Below are 25,105 nucleotides of genomic sequence, written 5' to 3' on the forward strand. Positions count from 1 at the left end.
GGCCACGCCCCCGCCCGCCGATGGATCTACTCGACGGCGAGCAGCACCTTCCCGATGTGCCCGCTCTCCTCCAGGACCCGGTGCGCCTGCGCCGCGTCGCTCATCGGCAGCTTCCGGTCGACGATCGGCCGGACGCGGCCCGAGTCGATCAGCGGCCAGATGTGTTCCCGTACGGCGGCGACGATCGCGGCCTTCTCGGCCAGCGGGCGCGCGCGCAGCGAGGTCGCGGTGATGGCCCCGCGCTTGTTGAGGAGCATGGCGATGTTCAGCTCGCCCTGGATGCCGCCCTGCATGCCGATGATCGCGAGGCGACCGTTGGTGGCCAGCGCCTGGACATTGCGGTCCAGGTACTTGGCGCCCATGTTGTCGAGGATGACGTCCGCGCCCGCGCCGTCGGTGGCCCGCTTGATCTCCTCCACGAAGTCCTGCTCGCGGTAGTTGATCAGGATGTCGGCGCCGAGCTCGGCGCAGTAGTCGAGCTTCTCCTTGCTGCCCGCCGTCACCGCCACCTTGGCCCCGATGGCCTTGGCCAGCTGGATGGCCATCGTGCCGATGCCGCTGGAGCCGCCGTGGACCAGGAAGGTCTCGCCGGGGCGCAGGTGGGCGATCATGAAGACGTTCGACCAGACGGTCGAGGTCACCTCGGGCAGCGCGGCCGCCGTGACGAGGTCGGTGTTCTCGGGCACGGGCAGGAGCTGGCCGGCCGGGACGGCGACCTTCTGGGCGTAACCGCCGCCCGAGAGAAGCGCGCACACCTCGTCGCCGACGGACCAGCCGGACACACCGGCGCCGAGGGCGACGATGCGTCCCGAGCACTCCAGACCGGGGATGTCGCTCGCGCCGGGCGGCGGGTTGTAGAAGCCCTGACGCTGAAGCAGATCGGCGCGGTTGACGGCCCCGGCCGCCACCTCGACCAGCACTTCGCCGTCACCGGGTACGGGATCGGGGACCTCCGCCCAGACGAGCGCCTCAGGTCCACCGGGTTCCGGAATCGTGATCGCATACATGCCGGCGAGGCTACTCCTCGGAGCAATCCAGGAGACGGGTCGGCGCGTGCCCCGACTGCCAATCCTCCCGGGCCCCCAACTGGCCGTCCCCCGCGAGCCCCGGCTGTCAGTCCCGCGGCAGCCGTCGCGTGTCCGGGATGGCCTGGGTGCCGGGGGTGGCCCGGACGATCGTGATCAGACGGTCCGTCAACTGGAGTGTGCCGATGGCCCGGTCGTCGTAACCCAGCACCCGGTGCCCGCGCACCACGCTCACCACCAGGTCCTCGGTCTCGCGGACCTTCAGCCCCACCTCGGCCTTTATGACCGGCCGTTCCACGATGTCGAGGCCGGTGCCCTGCTGGATGAGGTCCTCCATGACCATGCCCGCGCTCGGGCTGAGCACGGAGAGTCCGAGCAGCCGGCCCGCCGCGCTGGCACTGGTGATGACGGCGTCGGCGCCCGACTGCCGCAGCAGCGGAGCGTTCTCCTCCTCGCGGACAGCCGCCACGATCTTCGCCCCGCGGTTGAGCTGGCGGGCGGTGAGGGTCACCAGGACCGCGGTGTCGTCCCGCTGGGTGGCGATGATGATCTGCCGCGCCCTCTGCACCTCGGCCCGCAACAGCACATCACTGCGCGTGGCATCGCCGACGACCCCGGCGAACCCGTGCGCCGTGGCCGCCTCGATGACCTTGCTACTGGGGTCGACGACCACGACCTGATCCGCCTTCAGGCCCGTCGCGCAGACGGTCTGGATCGCCGACCGGCCCTTCGTGCCGAAGCCGACGACCACGGTGTGGTCACGCAAGTTGGACCTCCAGCGGTTCAGTCGCCACTCCTCCCGCGTGCGCTCGGTGAGCACTTCGAGAGTGGTGCCGACCAGGATGATCAGGAACAGCACGCGCAGCGGCGTGATGACGAGGATGTTGACGATCCGGGCACCGTCACTGACGGGTGTGATGTCCCCGTACCCGGTCGTGGAGAGGGTGACGGTCGCGTAGTAGAACGCGTCCAGCAGGTCGACGCTGTTGTCGGAGTTGTCGCTGTAGCCGGAGCGGTCGATCCAGACGATGAACGCCGTCGCGACCAGCACGGCGAGCGCCACTATCAGTCGCCGGGCGACCTGCCGCAGGGGCCGCTCGACAACCCGCTTGGGCAGCTTCACCTGGCGGGCGACGACCTTCTCGTCGTCCTGGCGGGCCATCGCGTCATGGCCGGGAAGTTTCACGTGAAACACCTCTCGGCAGCGCCGTAGCCTCCGTCGCCACCTGTCGGGCTCCACGACCACGGCAGGTCGAGGATCTCCACCTCCCGCCCGGCCTTCGCGCCGCCGGGCGCGACGACGGCGAGCCCGTCGGCCGCCGCGATCCCGCGCAGCATGGCCGGACCGTTGTAGCGCAGCGGCACGGCCACATCCCCCCGCACGACGACAGGGACGAGCCGCGTGTCATGCGGATGCCCGTGCACAGCCCCCTGGAGCGGCACGGTGTACGGCTCCTGCTCCGGACGTCCCGCGAGGATCCCCAACAGGGGCTCGGCGAGCGTGAGGAGCCCGGAGACGGCCGCGAGAGGGTTGCCCGGCAGGCCGACGAGGTGCTGCCGTTCCTTGGTGCGGGCGAGCAGCATCGGGTGCCCCGGCCGCACCGCGACACCGTCGACGAGCAGCTCGGCATCGACCCGGCTCAGCGTCGGGTGCACATGGTCGACCGGGCCCGAGGCGGTGCCGCCGGTCGTCACGATGAGGTCGGCGTTCGACGCCCGTACGGCCTTGAGCAGCGACTTCGGATCGTCGCCCAGACGCCGTACGGAGGTGACCTGCGCGCCGAGCCCCCACAGCCACGGCGGCAGCATGGGGCCGAGCGCGTCCCTGATGAGGCCCTCACGGGGGAGGCCCTCGGTCAGCAACTCGTCGCCCAGGATGAACACTTCGGCCTTCGGCCGCGCCACCGTCAGCAGTTCGTCGTACCCGGCGGCCGCGGCCAGCCCGAGCACCGCGGGCGTCACCAGGGCTCCGGTGGGCAGGAGTTGGTCGCCGGAGCGGCACTCCTGGCCGCGGGGGCGGATGTCCTGGCCGTGGCCGACGTCGCGCAGGGCGAACAGCCGTCCCTTGTCGTCGGTGCGGCCGTGTTCGCTGCGGATGACGGCGGTCGCGTCTCTGGGGACCCGGGCGCCGGTCGCGATCCGGACGGCCTCACCGTCGGACAGCGGCTCGGGCCGGTCCTGCCCGGCGAGCATCCCCTCGGCCCGTACGTCCCAGGGGCCCGGCCCGGCAACGACCCAGCCGTCCATGGCGGACGTGTCGAACGACGGGAGGTCGGAGAGCGCGGCGAGGGGCTCGGCCAGCGTCAGGCCCAGCGCCCGATCGAGCGGCACGCGGCACTCCGCCGCACCTCCCCGGAGCGCGGCGGCCGCGCGTCCGGCCCGCCCGGCGACGGCCCGCGCAGCGGACCAGGGGGCGGCCTGGTGCCGGGAGTCGGTTCGGTGGCTGGAGGAAGTGCTGTTGCGCGCAGGGTCCTTGCGGTCCGGGTGGTCCGTGTGGCTGGTGGGGGTGGCGGGGCCGGTGCGCCGGGCGCTCTCTGCCGAACCGTGTCCTGGGCGTCCCGTACCGGAACCTGCCCCGCCGGAGCGTCCCGCACCGCCCGCACCGCGGCCGTCCGCCGCCCGGGCCTCGTTGACCAGGGCGAGGGCCTCGTCGACGGCGCCGTCCTCGGCCGCCCGCGCCTGCGCGGCGAGCGACTCCGCGCTCTGACCGCTCATCACGCGTCCGGCCGCACGCCCGCGGAGCCCCCGGGTGAGTCGCCGCGGGATGCGGGGCTGTCGGACGAGGCAGCCGGGCCGGCACCCGTCGTCCCGGGCGCCGACGCTTCCTCGTCCGCGGCCTCCTTCGCCCAGCGGTCAGCGAGCGCGGCGGCCTTCGCGCAGGCCTCGGCGACGGCCTCGCGGCCTCCTCCGGCGTTCGCGGCCGCGTACCCGACGAGGAATGTCGTCAGGGGAGCGGCCGGCCTGGCCACACCGTGCGCGGCGTCGCGGGCGAGGTCGAGCAGGACGCCGGTGTCGACGTCGAGCTCGATGCCCAGTTCGTCCTTGGCTGCGGAGATCCATTCATCCAACACGTGCCCATGCTCCCTGATACGTGACCGGGCGGCGGCGATGTCGTCCCAGGTGTCGCAGTCGAAGGACGCGACGGGGTCGGTGATGCGGGTGAGTTCGAGTCGGCCGACGAGCAGCCGCAGGGGCAGCCCGGAGAGGCCGTCGTCGTGCGCGGCTGCGAGTTCGGCGAGGTGGTGGCGCAGGGGTGCGCTGCGGTAGGCGGCGACGAGCGGCTGGTCCCGGCCGTCGGCGTCGGTGAGCATGACCCCGTCCGCCGTTCCCGCGTCAAGGGCATCGAGGAGGCCCCGTACCGTCTGCTCGCTCACGAAGGGCAGGTCGGCGGAGAGGACGAGGACCTGGTCGCCCGTGGTGGCGCGCAGGCCGGCGTCGAGTGCGGCCAGCGGTCCGCCGCCGGGCGGGTCCTCGCGGGTCCAGCGCACGGGGTGCGCGGTGGGTCGGGGTTCGGCGACGACGACCGTGGTGCGGGCCGTGGCGCAGGCGGCCAGTACCCGGTCGAGCAGCGGCCTGGCTCCGACGCGGACCGCGGGCTTGTCCGCGCCGCCGAGCCGTCTGGCGGCGCCGCCGGCGAGCACGACGGCGTCGTGGGCGGGGCGGCTCGGCGCGGGAGCAGCGTTCATCCCCCGAGTATGGGCGCACGAAGGATCATTGCCACCCCTGGAAACGGCCCGCACCCGCGAGGATTTACGTCACATCGAGGTGGGCGGGGGCGGGCCGTTCGTGCTCACAGGGTGCGCACACTCGCGCTCACAGGAGGCGCAGGCTCGTCCTCACAGGGTGCGCAGGAGCACCGCCGGCTGTTCGATGCAGTCCGCGACGTAGCGCAGGAAGCCGCCTGCCGTGCCGCCGTCGCACACCCGGTGGTCGAAGGTGAGTGACAGCTGGACGACCTGGCGCACCGCCAACTCCCCCTGGTGGACCCAGGGTTTGGGGATGATCCGGCCCACGCCGAGCATCGCTGCCTCGGGGTGGTTGATGATCGGCGTCGAACCGTCGACGCCGAAGACGCCGTAGTTGTTCAACGTGAACGTGCCGCCCGTGAGTTCCCCGGGCGTGATTCGGCCGGCCCGCGCCGCGTCCGTGAGGCGGGCGAACTCGGCACTCAGGGACTCGGCGTCGCGTACGTGCGCGTCCTTCACGACGGGGACGACGAGTCCGCGCTCGGTCTGGGCGGCGAACCCGAGGTGCACGGCGTCGAGCTGCACGACCTCACGGGCCGCCATGTCGACCCGGGAGTTGAGCTCCGGGTAGCGGGCCAGGGCCGCGGTGCAGATGCGGGCGAGCAGGGCGAGTACGGAGATCTTCTCCCCGCCGGCCGCGTTCATGGCCACGCGCGCGTGCATGAACTCCGTGGCGTCGGCGTCCACCCAGCAGGTCGCGTCGGGGATCTCGCGGCGGCTGCGGGTGAGCTTGTCGGCCACGGCGCCTCGGAGGCCGCGCAGGGGGACGCGGATGCCGTCGGCGGTCCCGCCCACCGGGGCCTGGGCCGGAGCCGGGGCCACGACCTCCGCTTCCGCCACGTGGGCCCGTACCTGCACCGTCTCCCGCATGGCGCTCTCGACATCGGCCCGCATGATGAGTCCTTCGGGTCCCGACCCGGGCAACTCGCGCAGGTCGACACCGTGTTCGCGGGCGAGCTTGCGCACGAGGGGGGAGATGACCGGCACGGGTCCGCTCCGCGGCGGCGCCTCCGGAACCGGGGCGGACGGGGCATTCCGGGTGGGTGCTGCAGGCGCTGCCACGGGGAGGTCGTCCTGTCGGCGAACCCGGCGGCGGCGCGCGGGGGCAGCCGCGGTGCCGTATCCCACCAGGACGTTCCCGGACCCCTCGTCGTCACCCTCCCCCTCGGCCGGTGTGCCCACAGCGACCGTCAGGAGGGGCGAGCCGACGGGCAGTTCGGTGCCCTCCTCGCCGAAGCGGGCGGTGACCACGCCCCCGTAGGGGCACGGGACCTCGACCATCGCCTTGGCGGTCTCCACCTCGACGACCGGCTGGTCCACCGCCACGACGTCGCCGACCTGGACGAGCCAGGTGACGATCGAAGCCTCGGTGAGGCCTTCGCCGAGGTCGGGCAGCTTGAATTCGAGGACCTGTGCCATCAGCTGCCCGCCTCCCACTGGAGTCGCGCGACCGCGTCCAGGATCCGGTCGACTCCCGGCAGATGGTGCCGCTCCAGCATCGGCGGCGGATACGGGATGTCGAACCCGGCCACCCGCAGGACCGGCGCCTCCAGGTGGTGGAAGCACCGTTCGGTGACGCGCGCGGCGATCTCACCGCCGGGGCCGCCGAAACCGCCCGACTCGTGCACGACGACCGCCCGCCCGGTCCGGCGCACGGACGCGCTGACCGTCTCGTCGTCGAACGGCACCAGGGAGCGCAGATCGACGACCTCCAGATCCCAGCCCTCGGCCCGCGCCGCCTCCGCCGCCTCCATGCAGACGGGCACCGACGGCCCGTACGTGATGAGGGTGGCGTTGCTGCCGGTCCGACGGACCACGGCCCGTCCGATGGGTTCGACGTCCGTCGGGTGCTCGGGGTTCCAGGAGTCCTTCGACCAGTACAGCCGCTTGGGTTCGAGGACGATGACGGGATCGTCGGAGGTGATGGCGGCGCGCATCAGGCCGTAGGCGTCGGCGACGGTGGCGGGCGTGACGACGTGGAGACCCGGGGTGGCCATGTAGTAGGCCTCGGAGGAGTCGCTGTGATGCTCGACGCCGCCGATGCCGCCGCCGTAGGGCACGCGCACGGTGAGGGGCAGCGGCATGGCGCCCCTGGTGCGGTTGCGCATCTTCGCGACGTGCGAGATCAGCTGCTCGAAGCCTGGGTAGGCGAACGCGTCGAACTGCATCTCGACGACGGGCCGCAGGCCGTACATGGCCATGCCGACCGCGGTGCCTAGAATGCCCGCCTCGGCGAGCGGCGTGTCCGTGCAGCGGGCGTCACCGAACTCCTTGGCGAGTCCGTCGGTGACTCGGAAGACGCCGCCCAGCGTGCCGACGTCCTCGCCGAGGACGTGCACGGAGGGGTCGGCGGCCATGGCGTCGCGCAGGGCGCGGCCGAAGGCCTGCGCCATGGTGGCCGGCTTGGCGGCGACAGTCGTCATCGGTCCGTCCCGTCCGCCTCGGCGTCGAGCTCGGCGCGCAACTGGGCGGCCTGCTCCCGCAGTTGGGTGGTCTGCTCGGCGTAGACATCACGGAAGAGGTCCATGGGGTCGAGCACCGGATCCTGGTTCATGCGCTCGCGCAGGTCGGCGGCCATCTTCTCGGCGTCGTCGCGCACGGCCCGTATGCCTTCCTCGTCGAGGAGTCCGCGATCCGTCAACTCCCGCTCCAGGAGCAGGATCGGGTCGTGGTCGCGCCAGGCGTCGACCTCTGCGTCGACGCGGTAGCGCGTGGCGTCGTCCGCGTTCGTGTGCGCCTCCATGCGGTAGGTGATCGCCTCGACGAGGGTCGGGCCGCCCCCTCCGCGCGCGTGGCGCACGGCTTCGGCGAGGACCTCGTGCACGGCCGCCGCGTCGTTCCCGTCGACGAGGCGGCCGGGCATCCCGTATCCGACGGCCTTGTGGGCCAGGGACGGGGCGGCGGTCTGCTTGTCGAGCGGTACGGAGATGGCGAAGCCGTTGTTCTGGACGAGGAAGACGACCGGGGCCTGCCACACCGCCGCGAAGTTCAGCGCCTCGTGGAAGTCACCCTCGCTGGTGCCTCCGTCGCCGACCATGGCGAGCGCGACCACGTCGTCACCCTTGAGGCGGGCGGCGTGCGCGAGGCCCACTGCGTGCGGCAGCTGCGTCGCGAGCGGCGTGCACAGGGGGGCGACGCGGTGCTCGCGCGGGTCGTACCCGGTGTGCCAGTCGCCCCGCAGCAGGGTCAGGGCCTGTACGGGGTCGAGGCCGCGGGCGACGGCGGCGAGGGTGTCCCGGTAGCTGGGGAAGAGCCAGTCGCGCTCCTCCAGGACGAGGGCGGCCGCGACCTCGCAGGCCTCCTGTCCGGTGCTGGAGGGGTAGACCGCGAGCCGGCCCTGCTTCGTCAGGGCGGTCGCCTGCGCGTTGTACCTGCGGCCGCGCACCACCTCCGCGTACAGCTGGTGCAGGAGCCGGGCGTCGGCCTTGGCCGCGGCGTCGGTGCCGAGAACCCGGAACGGCTCGGCGTCGGGCAGCAGCGGCGCGGGATCCGTGCGCGGCTGCCAGGCGGGCGGCGGGGTGGGCCGGTAGGCATCCCGCTGCTCCATGACCGTCATGACGGCACCTCCTCGTTGGAAGCGGCTGAGAGACGCGACGGTGTGATGCGCCCCACCTACCGATTGTTCGGTCGTCGGCACATTTTGGCTACAGGCACCTCCAGGCTGTGGACAAACGGTTCTCCACAGCCTGGGATGGACGCAGTACGTCCATGGTAGGGAGGCGGGGGGACATGGCATCTGAACGAATGGCCGACGGCCCGGGCGGCGACCGCCCCGAGACTCCGCCCCGCGTGCCCGACAGCGGGCCGGACAGCGGCCCCGACAGCCGCCCGGGCTCCTCGCCGCGGCCGCCCGAGGGCCGCCCCGAGTACCAGCCGCGCGCGCTGGACGCCATCGACCGCGACATCCTGCAGATGCTCCAGATGGACGGCCGGGCCTCGATACGCTCCGTCGCCGAGCGCGTCCATGTGTCACGGGCCAACGCCTACGCGCGCATCAACCGGCTCATCGACGACGGCGTCATCCGCGGGTTCGGCGCCCGCGTCAACCACGAGCGGGCCGGGCAGGGCGCCTCGGCGTACATCACGCTCAAGATCGTCCAGAACTCCTGGCGCACCGTTCGCGAGCAGCTGCGCCGGCTCCCGGAGGCCTCGCACATCGCGCTGGTCAGCGGCGATTTCGATGTGCTCCTGATGGTGCACACGCAGGACAACAGGGCCCTGCGGGAGCTCGTACTCACCAAGCTCCAGGCCATGCCGGAGGTGCTGAGCACGCGGACGCTGCTGGTGTTCGAGGAGGAGGACCTGGAGCCGGACGCCTGACGCGCCCGCGCCCCGGGGCCGTCAGTCCTCCTTGCGCAGCCCTCCGAAGATCAACTGCACGACGGCGTCGGCGACTTCGCGGTCGTCCATGCCCCGGCCGCCCGGCCGGTACCACTCCACGATCGAGTTGATCATGCCGAACACGAGGCGGGTCGCGAGCCGTACCTCGATGTCGCCCCGCACGTCACCGTCGGCCGCGGCCGCCTTCAGAAGCTCGGCCACCTGGTGGTCGAACTCCCTGCGCCGCTCCATCGCCCAGCGCTCCGCGTCGGTGTTCCCGCGCACGCGCAGCAGCAGGGTCACGTACGGCAGCTCGGATATCAGGACCTGGACCATGCGCCGGGTGACGTACTCCAGCCGCTCGACGGCACGCCCCACGCACGCGTGCTCCTCGCCGAGGATGCCGAAGAGGCCGTCGAGCGCGCGGCTGACGGCGCGGCGCAGCAGCTCCTCCTTGCCGGCGACGTGGTGGTAGATCGACGACTTGGAGATACCGGCCGCCTTGGAGAGGTGCTCCATCGAAGTGCCGTCGTAGCCCCGCTCGTTGAAGACCTGCACGGCGACCGACAGGAGGGTCTCGGGCGTGTAGGTGTCGCGCCTTGCGGTGGTCATGCGGAGCCCTCCCGCTTGTCGGAGGCGTACGAGTGGCGGTAGAGCGCGAGCGAGGGCGCGTAACGGCCGGACGGGTCGCGCAGGTGGAGATCGTCGAGGAGGGAGTACGCCCAGTTCTTGCCGAGCTTCCTGCTCCACTCGATGGGCCCCAGTGGGTAGTTGACGCCCAGGCGCATCGCCGTGTCGATGTCCTCCGGAGTGGCCACTCCCTTGGCGACGGCATCGTGCGCCAGGTCGATGAGCCGCGCGACCGTGCGCGCGACGATCATGCCGGGCACGTCCCCGATGACGCTGACGTCCTTGCCGATGGCCTGGAAGAGCCCGGTGGCCTCGCGCAAGGTCTGCGGGGACGCTTCCTGAGAGGTCGCGAGCGCGATACGGGTCGCGGCGCGATAGTCGAACGCGAGATCGAAGTAGATGACGTCCCGGTACTCGACGGACGTCTGGCCGTCCGCGAGGGCGAGCTGGCCGCCGCCGGGAAGGACCAGGCGCGTGCCATTGTCCTCGTCCTCCTCGCGCACCGGGATGCCCGCCTCGCGGATCAGCGCGAGAAGCTCGCCGGCAGGCCCCAGGTCGCCTTCGGCGACGACGTACGCGGGCGCCTGGGCGGGCTGCGCGGTGTGCGGCTCCGGGCGGTCCTCACCGTCCGTGTACGCGTACCAGCCGCGGCCCGTCTTGCGGCCGTGCATGCCGGCCTCGACCAGGCGCCGCTGGGCGAGGGCCGGCCGGAACTTCACGTCCTGGAAGAAGGCCTCCCACACGGAACGGGTGACCGCTTCGTTGACGTCCTGTCCGATGAGGTCCGTCAGCTCGAAGGCGCCCATCTTGAAGCCGCCGCACTCGCGCAGGACGGCGTCGATGGTGGCGGGCTGGGCGCCCTGCTCCTCGTAGACCGCGAACGCCTCGGCGTAGAAGGGGCGGGCGATGCGGTTGACAATGAATCCGGGGGTGTCGGCGCAGACGACGGGGGTCTTGCCCCAGGCGCGGGCCGTCTCGTACGCGCGCGTGGCCGCCGTTACGTCGGTCGCCGCGCCGGAGACCACCTCGACCAGCGGCATCAGGGGCGCGGGGTTGAAGAAGTGCAGGCCGACGAGGCGCCCCGGCAGACGCAGCGCGCCGCCGACGGCGGTGACGGACAGGGACGAGGTGTTGGTCGCGAGCAGACAGTCGTCCGCGACGATCTCCTCCAGGTCCGTGAACAGCTGCTGCTTCACGTCGAGCCGCTCCAGTACGGCCTCGACGACGAGCGCCGCCCCCGCGAACTCCTCGAGGGACCCGGCGGCGCTCAGGCGCGCACGCGCGGCGTCGCGCTCGGCCGCGTCGAGCCTGCCCTTGTCGACCAGGCGGTCCAGGCGCGCGGCGATGGCGTCCGCGGCCTCCTGGGCGCGGCCCGGTACGGCGTCGTAGAGCCGGACGGGGTGGCCGGCGGTCAGGGCGACCTGGGCGATGCCCTGGCCCATGGTGCCGGTGCCCACCACGCCCACAAGGCGTTCGGGGCTGCCGAGCTCGAGTGCTGTCATGGTCGCGATCCTCCCGCACGGAACGACGGCCGGGGTCCCGGGGGTCGGGGCGCTGAGGCGGGCGCGAAGTTTTCCACAGGTTCGACGGACCCCCTTGTCCCGACCGATCGTTCGGTTACTCTAACCGTGTCTGCCTGTTCCTGCCCAGCTGTTCCTGCCCAGCTCGCCGGCTCGACGAAGAGCCGTCTCGACGAGGAGTTGGTCCGTCATGGCCGCCGAAGTCACCGCGCACGACCTGATCGCCAAGCACCGGCCCACCCTTGACCAAGCGCTGGAAGCGATCCGCACGCGCGCGTACTGGTCACCGCACCCCGAGCACCCCAAGGCCTACGGAGAGCACGGAAGCCTGAGCATGCCCGAGGGCAAGGCCGCCTTCGACGCGCTCTCCGGCACCCGGATCGACCTCGGCCAGCCCGGCACGGACGACTGGGTGGGCGGCGAAACGTCTCCGTACGGCGTCGAGTTGGGCGTCACCTACCCGCACCCCGACCTGGACGTCCTGCTCCCCGCGATGCGCGCGGGCATGCGCGCGTGGCGCGAGGCGGGCGCCGAGGCGCGGGCCGCCGTATGTCTGGAGATCCTGGCCCGGATCAGCGCGCGTACGCACGAGTTCGCGCACGCCGTGATGCACACCAGCGGCCAGGCCTTCATGATGGCGTTCCAGGCGGGCGGCCCCCACGCGCAGGACCGCGGGCTGGAAGCGGTGGCGTACGCGTACGTCGAGCAGGTGCGCACACCGGACGCGGCGGAGTGGACCAAGCCGCAGGGCAAGCGCGACCCCCTCGTCCTAGGCAAGCAGTTCACGCCGGTCGGGCGCGGCATCGCGCTCCTCATCGGCTGCAACACCTTCCCCACGTGGAACGGATATCCGGGGCTCTTCGCCTCCCTCGCCACCGGCAACCCCGTCCTGGTGAAGCCCCACCCGCGCGCGGTGCTGCCCCTCGCCCTGACCGTCCAGGTCGCCCGCGAGGTCCTCGCCGAGTCCGGCTTCGACCCGAATCTGGTCGCGCTGGCCGCCGAGAAGCCCGGCGAAGGCATCGCCAAGACCATCGCCCTGCGCCCCGAAATCAAGATCATCGACTACACGGGCTCGACGGCGTTCGGCGACTGGCTGGAGACACACGCCCGGCAGGCGCAGGTCTACACGGAGAAGGCCGGCGTCAACACGGTCGTCATCGACTCGACCGACCGCTACAAGGGAATGCTGGCGAACCTCGCGTTCTCCCTGTCCCTGTACAGCGGCCAGATGTGCACCACCCCGCAGAACCTGCTCATCCCACGCGACGGCATCGCCACGGACGAGGGCCTCAAGACGTACGACGAGGTGGTCACCGACATCGCGGCCGCGGTCGGCGGCCTCCTCGGCGACGACGCCCGGGCGAACGCGCTGCTCGGCGCCCTCGTCAACCCGGACGTGAAGTCCCGCCTGGAGGCGGCCTCCGGCCTCGGCGAAGTCGCCCTCGCCTCACGGGAGATCAGCAACCCGGAGTTCCCCGGTGCCGTCGTCCGTACGCCGATGATCGTCAAGCAGGACGGCGCACGGAAGTTCTGGGACGGCGCCGACTCCGACTCCGCCTACCTCAGCGAGTGCTTCGGCCCGGTCTCCTTCGCCGTCGCCGTCGACTCCACGGCGGACGCGCTGGACCTGCTGCGGCGCACGGTGCGCGACAAGGGCGCGATGACCGTCGGCGCGTACACGACCTCCGACGAGGTCGCCGAAGGCGTCGAAGAGGTCTGCCTCGAAGAGTGCGCCCAGCTGTCCATCAACCTCACGGGCGGGGTGTACGTGAACCAGACGGCGGCGTTCTCGGACTTCCACGGCTCCGGTGGCAACCCCGCGGCCAACGCGGCGCTGTGCGACGGAGCGTTCGTCGCGAACCGCTTCCGCGTCGTGGAGGTGCGCACGGAAGCCTGAGGTCTCCGACCGACGTCAGCTCAGGCGGCCGGGCGGCCCGCGGGACCGCCCGGCGTGCCACAGGTGCTCCAGTGGAAGAGCGTCATGCCGACGCTCGTCGCCAGGTTGTAGCTGGAGACCTGTGCCCGCATCGGCAGCGACACCAAGTGGTCGGCGCGGGCGCGCAGTTCGGGCGACAGGCCGCTGCGCTCCGAGCCGAAGGCGAGCAGCGCGTCGTCCGGCAGCGCGGTCCCCCGGATGTCCTCGCCCTCCGGATCGAGCGCGTACACGGGCCCCGGCGGCAGCTCCTCCACCGTCAGGCGCTCGACGGCCGTCGCGAAGTGCAGGCCGGCACCCCCGCGGACGACGGTCGGGTGCCAGGGGTCGAGGCTGCCGGTCATGACGACGCCCGTCGCCCCGAAGCCCGCGGCGAGCCGGATGACGGCGCCCGCGTTGCCGAGGTTGCGGGGGTTGTCGAGGACGACAACGGGCGCGGTCCTCGGCAGGTGTGCCACGGCGGCCAGGTTCTCCGCCCGGTCCGGCCGCACCGCCAGCGCGGCCACCCCCGTGGGATGCAGACGCGGCACCAGGGCGCGCAGCGTCTCCTCCGGCACCTCCACCAGGAGCCCGTCCAGGGCGTCCCGCACGTCCGGGGCGAGCTCCTCGGCCAGGGCGAGCACGGCGGCACGGCCGGTCGCCAGCGCCACGGGCACGCACGCGCCGAAACGCAGGGCGTGCTTGAGCGCGTGGAACCCGTCGAGGAGCACGGACGCGTCTGCACGGGCGCGCCATTCATCGACGCCGGCGATATCCACCCTGTTCATGCCGCTCGCCTGTCCACGCTGTTCGCCCTGCTCATGGCGAGAAGCCTACGTGGGCCTGTTCGGGGCTCTCGGCTGCGCGAGGCCCCGGCACCGCAGGAGCACCGGCCGTACGGGAAAACAGGCCTCCACGCGCGCGTGCCACCCATCCGCCCAGCCGCTTCAGGAACGACGTCGGCAGGAATACGGCGTCGGCGGCGATCATCGCGAGCGAGAAGAACGGCAGCCCGAGCAGGACGGCGATCGCCGCGTGCTCGCACATCATGGCGACCAGCAGGACGTTCTTGACACGCCGGTTGAACAGCGTGAACGGGAAGGCGACCTGCACGGCGACCGTCCCGTACGACACGAGCATCACCATCAGTCCGTGCGAGGCGAGCAGGTCGCCCAGGGCCGGCCAGGGCGAGAAGTAGTCCAGGTGGAGCGGGTAGTAGACCGCCGTCCCGTCCTGCCAGCGACTGCCCTGGATCTTGTACCAGCCGGCGGTCGCGTAGATCAGACACGCCTCCGCCATGATCACGAGAAGAGCGGCGTTGTGTGCCAGGTTCGCGATCACGTCGAGCAGCAGTCGGGGCTCGCTGTACGGGTCCCTCCGGTTCACCGCCCACCACAGACCCTGCACGGCCCACAGCCCCCAGAACACGACCAGCCAGCCCCCGCTCACGACCCCCATGAACGTGATCGCGGAGAGCCCGAGCCCTGCGAGCCACCACACCACCGGCCCCACCCGATCCGGCGGCCCGACGTCGCTCTCGCGCGCGGAGTACTCACGCGCGCGTGCCGCTCGCCGCGCGTCCAGCGACCAGACCTGCCCGCACCGCGTGAACACCAGGTAGATCGACATCAGGTGGATGACGTTGTCGCCGCCGTCGCCCATGAAGATGCTGCGGTTCTGCAGCGAGAGCACGCCGATCATGAACAGGACGGACATCGCCCGGGTACGCCAGCCCAGCATCAGCAGCGCACTGGTCACGACCGCGGCGGCGTAGACGATCTCGAACCAGACGCGGCCGTCCGACCACATCAGAGCGGTGAAGGCGCCGTTGCCGGCGATGAGCTGCTGCGCCATGTCCCAGCTCCACGGCCCGTCGGGCCCGTACAGCTCGTGGCGGTTGGGGAACTCACGCAGCAGGAAGAGCAGCCAGGTCGCGGAGAACCCGATCCGGATGACGGCGGTCTGGTAGGGGCCGAGGGCGGACCCGGCGATCCGGTCTATGCGGTCTATGCGGTTCACCGGGCATCCGTCCCGTCAGTGGCGGCACGCGCGCGCGTGCCGGTGCCGCTACGGCTCTCGCTCTGGCTGTTGCTGTTGCTGTTGCTGTTGCTGAGTGCCCTGTCTGCGACCGTCACCGTCCACCAGGGAACCTCCCGGTAGACAGGCTTGGAATCCACTTTCTCGTCACTCCACGGGGGCGGCACCACATTGGTGGTCCGCGAGCGGACCTGGACGCGGGCGATGGTGGCCTTCTCGCCGGCGGCCGTGAGCCCGTCATCGTGGGACAGCCGCAGGACGACGATGCGGCGGATGTAGCGCTCGGAGAGCTGGCCGCGCACACCGTTCGGGCGGTTCTCACTGTCGTGCGCGGACACATAGAAGTCCCAGGCCCGGCGCAACTCGTTCTGCTGCGTGTGGCTGGGCAGCAGATTCCCGTCGATGTCGGCGCCGTCCTGTGCCGACAGGTCGTACCAGCCGGTCGTACGCGTGCTGCCGTCGGCCGTACGGATCTCCGCGCGGGCCTGCACGGCGATGTTCTGCTGGAGCGGGTTGGGCGCGAACAGCTTCCAGTTCTGCTCGAACTCCGGATAGATCCAGCTGTCGACGGACCCGCCGTACTCCTTGGAGAGGGTGTTGGGCGGCGAAACGTGCAGAAACACCATCGCGACGTGCACACACGCCCCGAGAGCAATCACGACGAGCGCGCAGGCAGCGGCTATCTGGTAGCGGAGAGAGAGGGCCGACAGTCCGATACGGGGTGTGGCGGATGGGGGCGGGGGCGCGAGGGGTGGGGACGCGGGATCCGGGTCGGGCTCGGGCTCGTAGCTCGGGTCAGACTCGTAGCTCGGCTCGGGCTCGCGGCTCGGGTCGGGTACCTGATTCGGCGCCGGACTGCGCGAAGGGCCCGGCTCCGGCCCCGGCTGCGGCTCCAGGTCGGAACGCCGGGCGGTCGAGCCCTTGTCGTACGCGTCCATGCCGCCCCGTCTCCCCGAGTTTCCCGATGCCTCCGGTCCGCGCTTGTGTGCCGAACCGATTCCTCGCCCCGCGGCCCGCTCCCGCCGCCGCACCGGCACGGTACTCAGCCGCGCTCGCGAGGCACAGAGCCATGGGACCAGCAGTAGGACTTATCCACAGGCCGGACCTCGCAGGGTTGACACCCTACGGCGCCACGTCCCACCATTGAATCCAACGAACCGAACGATCGGTCGGGAGATTCGCTCAAGGTCGAGGGAGACCGGGATGGCGACAGCAGCTGCGCACCAAGCGGCGCGGACACAGGCGGCCCACGCCACGTCCGACGCCACCGGCACCGCCTCGGGCCAAGCCTCGGGCACCGCCGCGTACCAGACAGCGTTCGACACCGCCGTCGCGGCGGAGGAGCGCATCGAGCCCCGCGACTGGATGCCGGACGCTTACCGCGCGACGCTCGTGCGCCAGATCGCGCAGCACGCCCACTCCGAGATCATCGGCATGCAACCGGAGGCCAACTGGATCACGCGCGCCCCCTCGCTGCGGCGCAAGGCGATCCTGATGGCCAAGGTCCAGGACGAGGCCGGCCACGGCCTGTACCTGTACAGCGCCGCCGAAACGCTCGGCACGGGCCGCGACGAGCTCCTCGACAAGCTGCACAGCGGCCGCCAGAAGTACTCGTCGATCTTCAACTATCCGACGCTGACCTGGGCGGACGTCGGCGCCATCGGCTGGCTCGTGGACGGCGCCGCGATCACGAACCAGGTCCCCCTGTGCCGCTGCTCGTACGGGCCGTACGCGCGCGCCATGGTGCGGATCTGCAAGGAGGAGTCCTTCCATCAGCGCCAGGGCTACGAGCTCCTCCTCGCCCTGAGCCGCGGCACCGAGGCCCAGCACGCGATGGCGCAGGACGCCGTCGACCGCTGGTGGTGGCCGTCCCTGATGATGTTCGGCCCTCCGGACGACGAGTCGTCGCACTCCGCGCAGTCGATGGAATGGAAGATCAAGCGCCATTCGAACGACGAGCTGCGCCAGCGGTTCGTCGACATCTGCGTCCCGCAGGCCGAGTCCCTCGGGCTCACCCTCCCCGACCCGGACCTCGTGTGGAACGAGGAGCGCGGTCACCACGACTTCGGAGCCATCGACTGGACGGAGTTCTGGGAGGTCCTGAAGGGCAACGGACCGTGCAACGAACAGCGGATCACCCAGCGCAGACAGGCCCACGACGAGGGCGCCTGGGTCAGGGAAGCGGCCGCGGCCCACGCGGCGAAACACTCCGAGGCGAAGCACTCCGGGGCACAAGACTCCGGGGCGAACGGGAAGGCGACGGCATGAGCGACGCGAAGGACTGGCCGCTGTGGGAGGTCTTCGTACGCTCCCGGCGCGGGCTGTCGCACACCCACGCGGGAAGCCTGCACGCGCCGGACGCCGAGCTCGCCCTGCGTAACGCCCGCGATCTGTACACCCGCCGCGGCGAGGGCGTCTCGATCTGGGTCGTCCCGTCCGCCTCGATCACCGCCTCCTCGCCCGACGAGAAAGACCCCTTCTTCGAGCCCTCCGCCGACAAGCCGTACCGGCACCCGACGTTCTACGAGATCCCGGAAGGGGTGAAGCACCTGTGACCACGTCCCTGAACCGCGACTCGTCCGTCGGCACCGTCACCGCTGCCGCGGCGCTCGCCCTGGGCGACGACACGCTCGTGCTGTCGCACCGACTGGGGGAGTGGGCCGGACACGCCCCGGTCCTCGAAGAAGAAGTCGCCCTGGCCAACATCGCGCTCGACCTCCTCGGCCAGGCCCGGGTCCTGCTCTCCCTCGTCGGCGACGAGGACGAGCTGGCCTACCTGCGCGAGGAACGCGCGTTCCGTAACGTCCAGTTGGTCGAACAGCCCAACGGCGACTTCGCCCACACCATCGCCCGCCAGCTGTACTTCTCCACGTACCAGCGCCTCCTGTACGGCCGCCTCGCCGCGACCGACGGACCGCTCGCCGGCCTCGCCGCCAAGGCGGTCAAGGAGGTCGCGTACCACCAGGACCACGCCGAGCAGTGGACCGTACGCCTCGGGGACGGCACTGCCGAAAGCCACGACCGGATGCAGCGGGCCTGCGACGCACTCTGGCGTCACACCGGAGAGATGTTCCAGCCCGTCGACGGAATCGACATCGACTGGCCGGAGATGGAGGCCAGTTGGACCGCATCGGTCACTGCCATCCTGGGCCGGGCGACCCTGACCGTCCCCGAGGGACCACGGACCGGAGCCTGGAGCGCCGGAGCGGGACGCCAGGGCCTGCACACGGAACCGTTCGGACGGATGCTCGCCGAGATGCAGCACCTCCACCGCAGCCACCCGGGGGCGTCATGGTGACCAAAGCCCCCGAGGCCTCCCCTCAGGACACCGCCGACCGACCGGAGACGCCGCTCGAAGCTGAGCTGCGCCGCCTCGCCGGCTCCGTGCCCGACCCCGAACTGCCCGTGCTCACCCTGGAAGAGCTCGGCGTGCTCCGCGCCGTCCACTGCCTCACCCCGGGCAGCGTCGAGGTGGAACTGACCCCCACCTACACCGGCTGCCCCGCCGTCGAGGCCATGTCCACCGACATCGAGCGCATCCTGCACGAGCGCGGGATACCGGACGTCACCGTCCGGCGGGTGCTCGCACCGGCCTGGACCACGGACGACATCACGGACGAGGGCCGCCGCAAGCTCCGGGAGTTCGGCATAGCGCCACCCCGCGCCGTCCGGGAGGACCAGGAACCGGTGACCGTCACCCTCGGCCCCACGCGCACCACCACACCCCCGCGCTCAGCTGGTGACGCGGCCGCCGCCGCGCTCCTCGGCGCCCCCGAGGCCGGCGACTCCCCCCTGTGCTGCCCGCACTGCGGATCCACGGACACCGAACTGCTGAGCCGCTTCTCCTCCACCGCCTGCAAGGCCCTGCGGCGCTGCCTCGAGTGCCGCGAACCCTTCGACCACTTCAAGGAGTTGTGATGGCCCGCTTCCACCAGCTCCGCGTAGCGGCGGTCGACCGGCTCACCGACGACTCCGTGGCCCTCACCCTCGAGGTCCCCGAATCCCTTCGTGAGGAATTCCGCCACGCACCGGGCCAGCACCTCGCCCTGCGCCGCCCGGCCGACGACGGCGAGATCCGACGCACCTACTCGATCTGCTCACCCGCACCCGGCCCCGAAGGCCCCCGCACGCTCCGCGTCGGCGTCCGCCTCGTCGAAGGCGGCTCCTTCTCGACCTACGCCCTCAAGGAGATCGCCGTCGGCGACGCCCTGGAGGTCATGACCCCTGCCGGCCGCTTCATCCTCGAACCCACGCCCGGTCTCTACGCCGCCGTGGTCGGCGGCAGCGGCATCACGCCGGTCCTGTCCATCGCGGCCACCCTGCTCGCCCGCGAACCGCACGCCCGGTTCTGCCTCATCCGCAGCGATCGCACCGCCGCCTCGACGATGTTCCTGGACGAGGTGGCCGACCTGAAGGACCGCTACCCCGACCGGTTCCAGCTGGTCATGGTCCTCTCCCGGGAGGAGCAGCAGGCCGGCCTCGACTCCGGCCGCCTCGACCAGGAGCGCCTGACAACCCTCCTGCCCGCGCTGCTCCCCGTAGACGACATCGCCGGCTGGTACCTGTGCGGCCCCTTCGGACTCGTACAGGAAGCAGAGCGCACACTGCGCGCCCTCGGCGTACGAAGAGCCCGCATCCACGAGGAGATCTTCCACGTCGACGACGGAGCGGCACCCGCGCGCCCCGCGCCGACCCTCGCGCACTCCACGGTCACCGCCCAGCTCGACGGCCGCTCCGGCACCTGGCCCGTCGACGACGGCGAATCACTCCTGGAGACCGTGCTGCGCAACCGCCCCGACGCTCCGTACGCCTGCAAGGGCGGCGTCTGCGGGACCTGCCGCGCGTTCCTCGTCTCGGGCGAGGTGCGCATGGACCGGAACTTCGCACTCGAACCCGAGGAGACCGACGCCGGCTACGTACTCGCCTGCCAGTCCCACCCGGCCACGGAGACGGTGGAACTGGACTTCGACCGCTGACGCTGATCCCTGATCTCTGATCTCTGATCTCTGATCTCTGATCTCTGACCGATCGAGCCGCGCCACTGCGCTCCCATTCCCTCCGCGTATTCCCTTCTCGTAGAACTTGTTCTACCTTGACGCACCGTCAGATCCTGGCGGGTCGCCATGATGAACCGGTGCACGGAGGGACAGGGCAGTGGACTTCACCTTCACCGAAGAACAGCAGGCGGCCGTCGAGGCGGCCAAGGCCGTGTTCGGTCCGGTAGCGCCCGACAGCGTGCCGAGCCCGGCCCTCACCCCCGGCGCGGTCGCAGACGACTTCGACCGCGCCCTGTGGTCGAAACTCGCCGACGCCGACCTGCTCAGCCTCCTGCTCGCCCCCGAACACGGCGGCGCGGGCCTGGACGCCATCGCGCTCTGCCTGGTCCTACGGGAATCCGCCAAGGCACTCGCCCGAGTCCCGCTCCTGGAGCACACCGCGGCCGCCGTCGCCGTACAGACCTACGGCAGCGACGAGTTGAAGGAGCAGATCCTCCCCAGGGCAGCCCGCGGCGAACTCGTCCTCACCGCCGCCTCCGCGGGCCGCACCGGACACGATCCGGCCCAACTCGCCGTCAGCGCACGCCGCGACACGGACACCGACACCTGGATCCTCGACGGCGCCCAAACCAGCGTGACTTGGGCGCACAACGCCGACCACATCGCCGTTCCCGCCCACACCCCACAGGGCCGCTCCGTCATCGCCGTACTGCCCCATCCGCACGAAGGACTCACCGTCGCCGAACAGATCTCCACGACCGGCGAACGCCTCGGCGAACTCCACCTCGACTCCGTGCGCCTCGAACCCCACCGGATCATCGAGACCGACGAGGCCTGGGACCGGCTGCACCAGCTCCTCACCACCGGAACCTGCGCCCTGGCACTGGGCCTCGGCGAGCGCGTCCTGCAGATGACCGGCGACTACACCAGTAAGCGCGAGCAGTTCGGCTACCCGGTGGCCACATTCCAAGCGGTCGCGGTCCAGGCCGCGGACCGTTACATCGACCTGCGCGCCATGGAGGCCACCCTCTGGCAGGCCGCCTGGCGCATCAGCACGCAGGCAGGCGGAGCACTCCCCACGGCAGGCGACATCGCGGTCGCCAAGATCTGGGCCTCGGAAGGCGTACGACGCGTCGTCCAGACCGCACAGCATCTGCACGGAGGATTCGGCGCGGACACCGACTACCCGCTGCACCGCTACCACGCCTGGGCCAAACAGCTCGAACTGTCCCTCGGCCCGGCAGCCGCACACGAGGAGACACTCGGCGACCTGCTGGCGGCCCATCCCCTCGGCTGACCCAGGGGTGGCGAGGTGTTTTGTTTTGATCGTGCTCTACCGCGCAGGAGTGAGTGTGAGTCTGTGGAGCGTCCGGTGGGAACGCGGAATCCTGTGTCGAATGCGTGACCTCGGTCGGGTGGGGCTCGTTGGGCGAGTGGACTGATGATCGGATTGCGTGAGTGGCTCGCTGGACGGAGTGGGTGGGGTGGCGGGGAAGGCGTTGCGGGTGTTGGCGGCTCCGTTCGTGGCTCCGTCCCCGAGCGGGGTGGCAGTGCGGACCCGTCTCAAGGGTCTGTCCGCAACCGATACCGAGGTGCTCGGTGTGGTGGGGCGGCATTTGGGGTCGTTGGCCGGACGGGATCTGAAGGTCCGCAGCAGGGCTGGGCTCGGTCACGATGCCGGTCAATGGGCGGCTCGCAAGCGGGACGTGAGTGCCTTGTCATCGGCGCGGTGGGCGGGGTCGGTTACCAAGGCCTCGCATGACCAGTGGGCGCTGGCGCGGCGGTGCCTGGCCGCGCATGTCCGGGAGTTGGAGGCGGGCATCGCCTGCATCCGGCAGCGCCTCGCGCTGGAGCTGGGCGCAAAGGGCGAGCGGGGCGTGCCGGGCGGGTATCGCTCCCGGCGTGAGTGGCATGCCAAGTCCCGCCGCCTGCACGTCCTTGAGGACCGTTTGGCCCTGGCGCGGGCGGATTGGACGGCGGGCCGGGTGCGGGTGGTGCGTGGCGGCAAGCACCTGGCCGATACCCGGCATCACCTGGATGCGGCCGGGCTCAGCGAGCAGGGGTGGCGCTCTCGTTGGGAGGCGGCCCGGATGTTCCTGTCCGCTGACGGCGAGTCCGGCAAACGCCTCGGCAACGAGACCATCCGCCTCGATCTCGACGGGCAGCTGAGCCTCAAACTCCCCGCCCCGCTCGCCCACTTGGCGAACGCCCCCAACGGCCGCTACGTGCTGGCCGGCCGGGCGGTGTTCACGCACCGGGGCCAGGAGTGGGCGGACCGGGTCGCCGATCACCGGGCAGTTGCGTATCGCATCCACCATGATGTGGTGCGAGAGCGCTGGTATGTGACCGCATCCTGGCAACGCACCCCATGCACCCCAGCCCCTGTCCTCACCCTGGAAGCCGCCCTGGCAGACGGGACCGTGACCGGAGTGGACACCAACAACGATCACTACGCCGCCTGGCGCATCGACGTCCACGGCAACCCGGTCGGGCGTCCGGAGCGTTTTTCTATGACCTGTCCGGCAATGCCCTGCATCGGGATGCGCAGATCCGGCACGCCACCAGCCGCCTGCTCCACTACGTGCACCAGTGTGGCGCGAGCGCTATGGCGATCGAGGACCTCGATTTCGCGGACTCCAAGACCCGGGAGAAGCACGGCCGTAACAAGCGTTTCCGCCGTCTGATCTCCCGCTTTCCCACCGCACGGCTGGCTGCCCGGCTCATTTCGATGGCTGCCGAGCAGGGCATCAGCGTGATCGCCGTCGATGCCGCGTACAGCAGCCGGTGGGGCGCCGAGCACTGGCAGAAGCCGACCACCAGCAGCCCCACCCATCAGACCACCCGGCATGAGGCCGCGAGCCTCGTGATCGGAAGGCGCGCCCAGGGATTCGGGGCGCGGCGACGGACGACACCGCCCCCACGCGACCGGAGAGATCGCGTGGGGCATCGGATCGCCCAGGCCGCACCCCGAAACCCCGGACGTGAGGGAGACCGCCCACCCCGGACGGGACCACCACCAGCAGTGGTGACGCCACCAGGGAAGCGAAAGCGGCGACCCAGCCCGCCCAACACCGTTCGGGACGGGCGTAGCGAACGGGAGTGGATCTACGACCCACTCCCGCTCACTACCTAGGAACGGTCAGAGAACGAAGCCCGACTGCCCCTTGTCGTCCACGACGGGACGCCCGGCGGCCGCCCACACCTGCATGCCACCATCTACGTTCACCGCGTCGATGCCCTGCTGCACGAGGTACATCGTCACCTGCGCGGAACGGCTGCCGGACCGGCAGATCACGTTGACCCGACCGTCCTGGGGAGCCGCCTCGGTCAGCTCGCCGAAACGCGCCACGAACTCACTGATCGGAATGTGCAACGCACCCTCGGCGTGACCCGCCTGCCACTCATCGTCCTCACGGACGTCGAGGAGAAAGTCCCCGTCCACGAGCTCGCCGACCTCGACCGTGGGCACACCAGATCCAAAATGCATACCCCCGACGCTACCCGACCCCGCCTGGGGGCCTGACCCGCCAGGCACTGGGGCGGTCAGCGGCTCGGACGACCGTCAGAAACGCGGAGTGGGACACACGACGCTCGGGCTGGAGGCAACCGCCCAGCTATCGGCTGGCCGACCAGCCCAGCTGCCCAGCTGCCCAGCTGCCCAGCTGCCCAGCTGCCCAGCTGCCCAGCTGCCCAGCTGCAGCAAGCGTGCTCGCTCAGCCGCCGGCAGGCTACTCGCTCAATCGCCAGCGGCGTGCTCGCCGGCCCGCTCAGCTATCGGCAGCCTGCTCACGCATCAGCCGCTCCAGCTCAGCCTCGCGCTCGGCGACCTGCGCGAGCAGCTGCTCCGCGATCTCCTCGAGCAGCCGGTCGGGGTCGTCCGGCGCCATCCGCAGCATCGCGCCGATCGCGCTCTCCTCCAGCTCCTGAGCAACTGCCGTCAGCAGTTCCTTGCGCTGCGCCAGCCACTCGAGCCGCTCGTACAGCTCCTCGCTCGGGCTGGGCTTGCGCGCCTCGGGCACAGGCCCCGCGGCCCACTCGTCGGACAGCTCCCGCAGCAAGGCCTCGTCGCCGCGGCCGTATGCCGCGTTGACCCGCACGATGAACTCGTCGCGCCGCGCCCGGTCCTTCTCGTCCTGCGCCAGATCCGGGTGCGCCTTGCGGACGAGTTCCCGGTAGAGCTTGCGCGCCTCGTCGCTCGGCCGCACACGCTGCGGCGGCCGCACGGGCTGATCGGTGAGCATGGCGGAGGCCTCCGGCGAGAGACCGTCCCCGTCCATCCACTGGTCGAACAGTTCCTCGACCGCGGGCATGGGCATCACACGCGCCCTGGCCTCGTCCGCCTTACGCCGGTCCTCCGGATCCCCGCTCCGCGCGGCGACCGCCTCGGCGATCTGCGCCTCGAGCTCGTCCAGGCGCGTATACATGGGGCCGAGTTTCTGGTGATGCAGCCGAGAGAAGTTCTCCACCTCGACCCGGAACGTCTCCACCGCGATCTCGTACTCGATCAGAGCCTGCTCGGCGGCGAGCACAGCCCGCTCAAGCCGCTCCTCAGGCCGCCCCTCAGCAACAGGCTGCGCCTGCGGCTCAGCGGCAGGGGCCTCGGACGGGGTCGACTCGGCTTCCGGGGTCGTCACCCGTCCAGCCTAGGGCACGGCGGGGCTGCATTGCTCGACGCCTGTTTTCAAAGGTTCTGGGGGGCTCCCCCTCCCCCCGCCCCCTCCCACCCCACCCCAGATCAACTCAATTCAGCCCACCCCAATACCGGACCCAGCCCAAGCCGCCCCCCTCACGCTCTGAATCAGACCCAGGCCGACTCACACCCCACCACCCCACCCCAACCGGCCCACACGTCCAACCCCAGCCCCAGCCCCAGCCCCCCGAAGGCCAGCCCCCTCACCGCCCCACCTCAAACCCCCAC

Annotated in this window: 22 protein-coding genes and 1 pseudogene; 9 read left to right on the plus strand and 14 right to left on the minus strand. The window is 71.2% G+C overall.

Annotated elements, in window-relative coordinates; genetic code table 11:
* Positions 1-26 precede the first annotated feature (26 nt).
* From CG723_RS29310 to pdhA, 7 genes are all read right to left on the minus strand, one after another.
* A complete protein-coding gene (locus CG723_RS29310) occupies positions 27-1,007 on the minus strand; it encodes an NAD(P)H-quinone oxidoreductase (protein WP_100596498.1) in 981 nt (326 codons plus the stop codon).
* A gap of 106 nt (positions 1,008-1,113) precedes the next feature.
* Positions 1,114-2,220: a potassium channel family protein gene (locus CG723_RS29315; RefSeq protein WP_100596499.1), complete on the minus strand. Its 1,107-nt coding sequence runs from the start codon at positions 2,218-2,220 to the stop codon at positions 1,114-1,116.
* Positions 2,208-3,740 (minus strand): molybdopterin molybdotransferase MoeA, encoded by a 1,533-nt coding sequence (locus CG723_RS29320; protein ID WP_100596500.1) that lies wholly within the window; start codon positions 3,738-3,740, stop codon positions 2,208-2,210. The genes CG723_RS29315 and CG723_RS29320 overlap by 13 nt, the downstream gene beginning before the upstream one ends.
* The gene (locus tag CG723_RS29325; protein WP_100596501.1) at positions 3,740-4,711 is read right to left on the minus strand and encodes an NTP transferase domain-containing protein; all 972 of its coding nucleotides are present in this window, start codon (positions 4,709-4,711) and stop codon (positions 3,740-3,742) included. The genes CG723_RS29320 and CG723_RS29325 overlap by 1 nt, the downstream gene beginning before the upstream one ends.
* 150 nt (positions 4,712-4,861) lie before the next feature.
* Positions 4,862-6,190, minus strand: coding sequence for a dihydrolipoamide acetyltransferase family protein (locus tag CG723_RS29330; RefSeq protein ID WP_100596546.1), 1,329 nt, complete (start codon positions 6,188-6,190; stop codon positions 4,862-4,864).
* Complete coding sequence (locus CG723_RS29335; protein WP_100596502.1) at positions 6,190-7,194, minus strand: alpha-ketoacid dehydrogenase subunit beta; 1,005 nt, start codon at positions 7,192-7,194, stop codon at positions 6,190-6,192. Before CG723_RS29335 ends, CG723_RS29330 begins: the two co-directional genes overlap by 1 nt.
* A complete protein-coding gene (gene pdhA / locus CG723_RS29340; RefSeq protein WP_100596503.1) occupies positions 7,191-8,327 on the minus strand; it encodes a pyruvate dehydrogenase (acetyl-transferring) E1 component subunit alpha in 1,137 nt (378 codons plus the stop codon). The genes CG723_RS29335 and pdhA overlap by 4 nt, the downstream gene beginning before the upstream one ends.
* A gap of 173 nt (positions 8,328-8,500) precedes the next feature.
* Here pdhA and CG723_RS29345 point away from each other — a divergent pair, with 173 nt between their 5' ends.
* Positions 8,501-9,091 (plus strand): Lrp/AsnC family transcriptional regulator, encoded by a 591-nt coding sequence (locus tag CG723_RS29345; protein WP_234374576.1) that lies wholly within the window; start codon positions 8,501-8,503, stop codon positions 9,089-9,091.
* A 21-nt stretch (positions 9,092-9,112) separates the two neighbouring features.
* Here CG723_RS29345 and CG723_RS29350 read toward each other — a convergent pair whose 3' ends face one another.
* Both CG723_RS29350 and CG723_RS29355 read right to left on the minus strand, forming a co-directional pair.
* The gene (locus tag CG723_RS29350) at positions 9,113-9,703 is read right to left on the minus strand and encodes a TetR/AcrR family transcriptional regulator (RefSeq protein ID WP_100596504.1); all 591 of its coding nucleotides are present in this window, start codon (positions 9,701-9,703) and stop codon (positions 9,113-9,115) included.
* On the minus strand, positions 9,700-11,223 hold the full coding sequence (locus CG723_RS29355; protein WP_100596505.1) for a 3-hydroxyacyl-CoA dehydrogenase: 1,524 nt from the start codon (positions 11,221-11,223) through the stop codon (positions 9,700-9,702). The genes CG723_RS29350 and CG723_RS29355 overlap by 4 nt, the downstream gene beginning before the upstream one ends.
* A 208-nt stretch (positions 11,224-11,431) precedes the next feature.
* Between CG723_RS29355 and paaN the strand changes: the two genes are divergently transcribed.
* Positions 11,432-13,138, plus strand: coding sequence for a phenylacetic acid degradation protein PaaN (gene paaN, locus CG723_RS29360; RefSeq protein ID WP_100596506.1), 1,707 nt, complete (start codon positions 11,432-11,434; stop codon positions 13,136-13,138).
* A 20-nt stretch (positions 13,139-13,158) separates the two neighbouring features.
* Here paaN and CG723_RS29365 read toward each other — a convergent pair whose 3' ends face one another.
* The 3 genes from CG723_RS29365 to CG723_RS29375 are packed head-to-tail and all read right to left on the minus strand — an operon-like array spanning position 13,159 to position 16,128.
* Positions 13,159-13,941, minus strand: a complete 783-nt coding sequence (locus tag CG723_RS29365) for a TrmH family RNA methyltransferase (protein WP_100596507.1) — start codon at positions 13,939-13,941, stop codon at positions 13,159-13,161.
* A 31-nt stretch (positions 13,942-13,972) separates the two neighbouring features.
* The gene (locus CG723_RS29370) at positions 13,973-15,172 is read right to left on the minus strand and encodes an HTTM domain-containing protein (protein WP_100596508.1); all 1,200 of its coding nucleotides are present in this window, start codon (positions 15,170-15,172) and stop codon (positions 13,973-13,975) included.
* Positions 15,169-16,128, minus strand: coding sequence for a DUF5819 family protein (locus CG723_RS29375; protein ID WP_234374577.1), 960 nt, complete (start codon positions 16,126-16,128; stop codon positions 15,169-15,171). Before CG723_RS29375 ends, CG723_RS29370 begins: the two co-directional genes overlap by 4 nt.
* Before the next feature lie 265 nt (positions 16,129-16,393).
* On the opposite strand from CG723_RS29375, the gene paaA reads away from it, so the two are divergent.
* The 7 genes and pseudogenes from paaA (at position 16,394) to CG723_RS29410 (ending at position 23,320) form a co-directional block, all read left to right on the plus strand.
* The gene (gene paaA / locus CG723_RS29380) at positions 16,394-17,458 is read left to right on the plus strand and encodes a 1,2-phenylacetyl-CoA epoxidase subunit PaaA (RefSeq protein ID WP_100596509.1); all 1,065 of its coding nucleotides are present in this window, start codon (positions 16,394-16,396) and stop codon (positions 17,456-17,458) included.
* On the plus strand, positions 17,455-17,745 hold the full coding sequence (gene paaB / locus CG723_RS29385; protein ID WP_100596510.1) for a 1,2-phenylacetyl-CoA epoxidase subunit PaaB: 291 nt from the start codon (positions 17,455-17,457) through the stop codon (positions 17,743-17,745). The genes paaA and paaB overlap by 4 nt, the downstream gene beginning before the upstream one ends.
* Complete coding sequence (paaC, locus tag CG723_RS29390; RefSeq protein WP_234374578.1) at positions 17,742-18,488, plus strand: 1,2-phenylacetyl-CoA epoxidase subunit PaaC; 747 nt, start codon at positions 17,742-17,744, stop codon at positions 18,486-18,488. Before paaB ends, paaC begins: the two co-directional genes overlap by 4 nt.
* Complete coding sequence (gene paaD, locus CG723_RS29395) at positions 18,482-19,108, plus strand: 1,2-phenylacetyl-CoA epoxidase subunit PaaD (RefSeq protein ID WP_100596511.1); 627 nt, start codon at positions 18,482-18,484, stop codon at positions 19,106-19,108. The genes paaC and paaD overlap by 7 nt, the downstream gene beginning before the upstream one ends.
* Positions 19,108-20,166 (plus strand): 2Fe-2S iron-sulfur cluster-binding protein, encoded by a 1,059-nt coding sequence (locus CG723_RS29400; protein WP_100596512.1) that lies wholly within the window; start codon positions 19,108-19,110, stop codon positions 20,164-20,166. Before paaD ends, CG723_RS29400 begins: the two co-directional genes overlap by 1 nt.
* Before the next feature lie 178 nt (positions 20,167-20,344).
* Positions 20,345-21,484: an acyl-CoA dehydrogenase family protein gene (locus tag CG723_RS29405; RefSeq protein WP_100596513.1), complete on the plus strand. Its 1,140-nt coding sequence runs from the start codon at positions 20,345-20,347 to the stop codon at positions 21,482-21,484.
* 157 nt (positions 21,485-21,641) lie between these two features.
* Positions 21,642-23,320: pseudogene (locus CG723_RS29410) on the plus strand (IS200/IS605 family accessory protein TnpB-related protein).
* Between the two features lie 6 nt (positions 23,321-23,326).
* Here CG723_RS29410 and CG723_RS29415 read toward each other — a convergent pair.
* On the minus strand, positions 23,327-23,656 hold the full coding sequence (locus tag CG723_RS29415; protein ID WP_100596514.1) for a rhodanese-like domain-containing protein: 330 nt from the start codon (positions 23,654-23,656) through the stop codon (positions 23,327-23,329).
* Between the two features lie 298 nt (positions 23,657-23,954).
* Positions 23,955-24,821 (minus strand): hypothetical protein, encoded by an 867-nt coding sequence (locus CG723_RS29420; RefSeq protein WP_100596515.1) that lies wholly within the window; start codon positions 24,819-24,821, stop codon positions 23,955-23,957.
* Positions 24,822-25,105: the final 284 nt, after the last annotated feature.

Source organism: Streptomyces sp. CB01635, assembly GCF_002803065.1.
Taxonomy (GTDB): domain Bacteria; phylum Actinomycetota; class Actinomycetes; order Streptomycetales; family Streptomycetaceae; genus Streptomyces.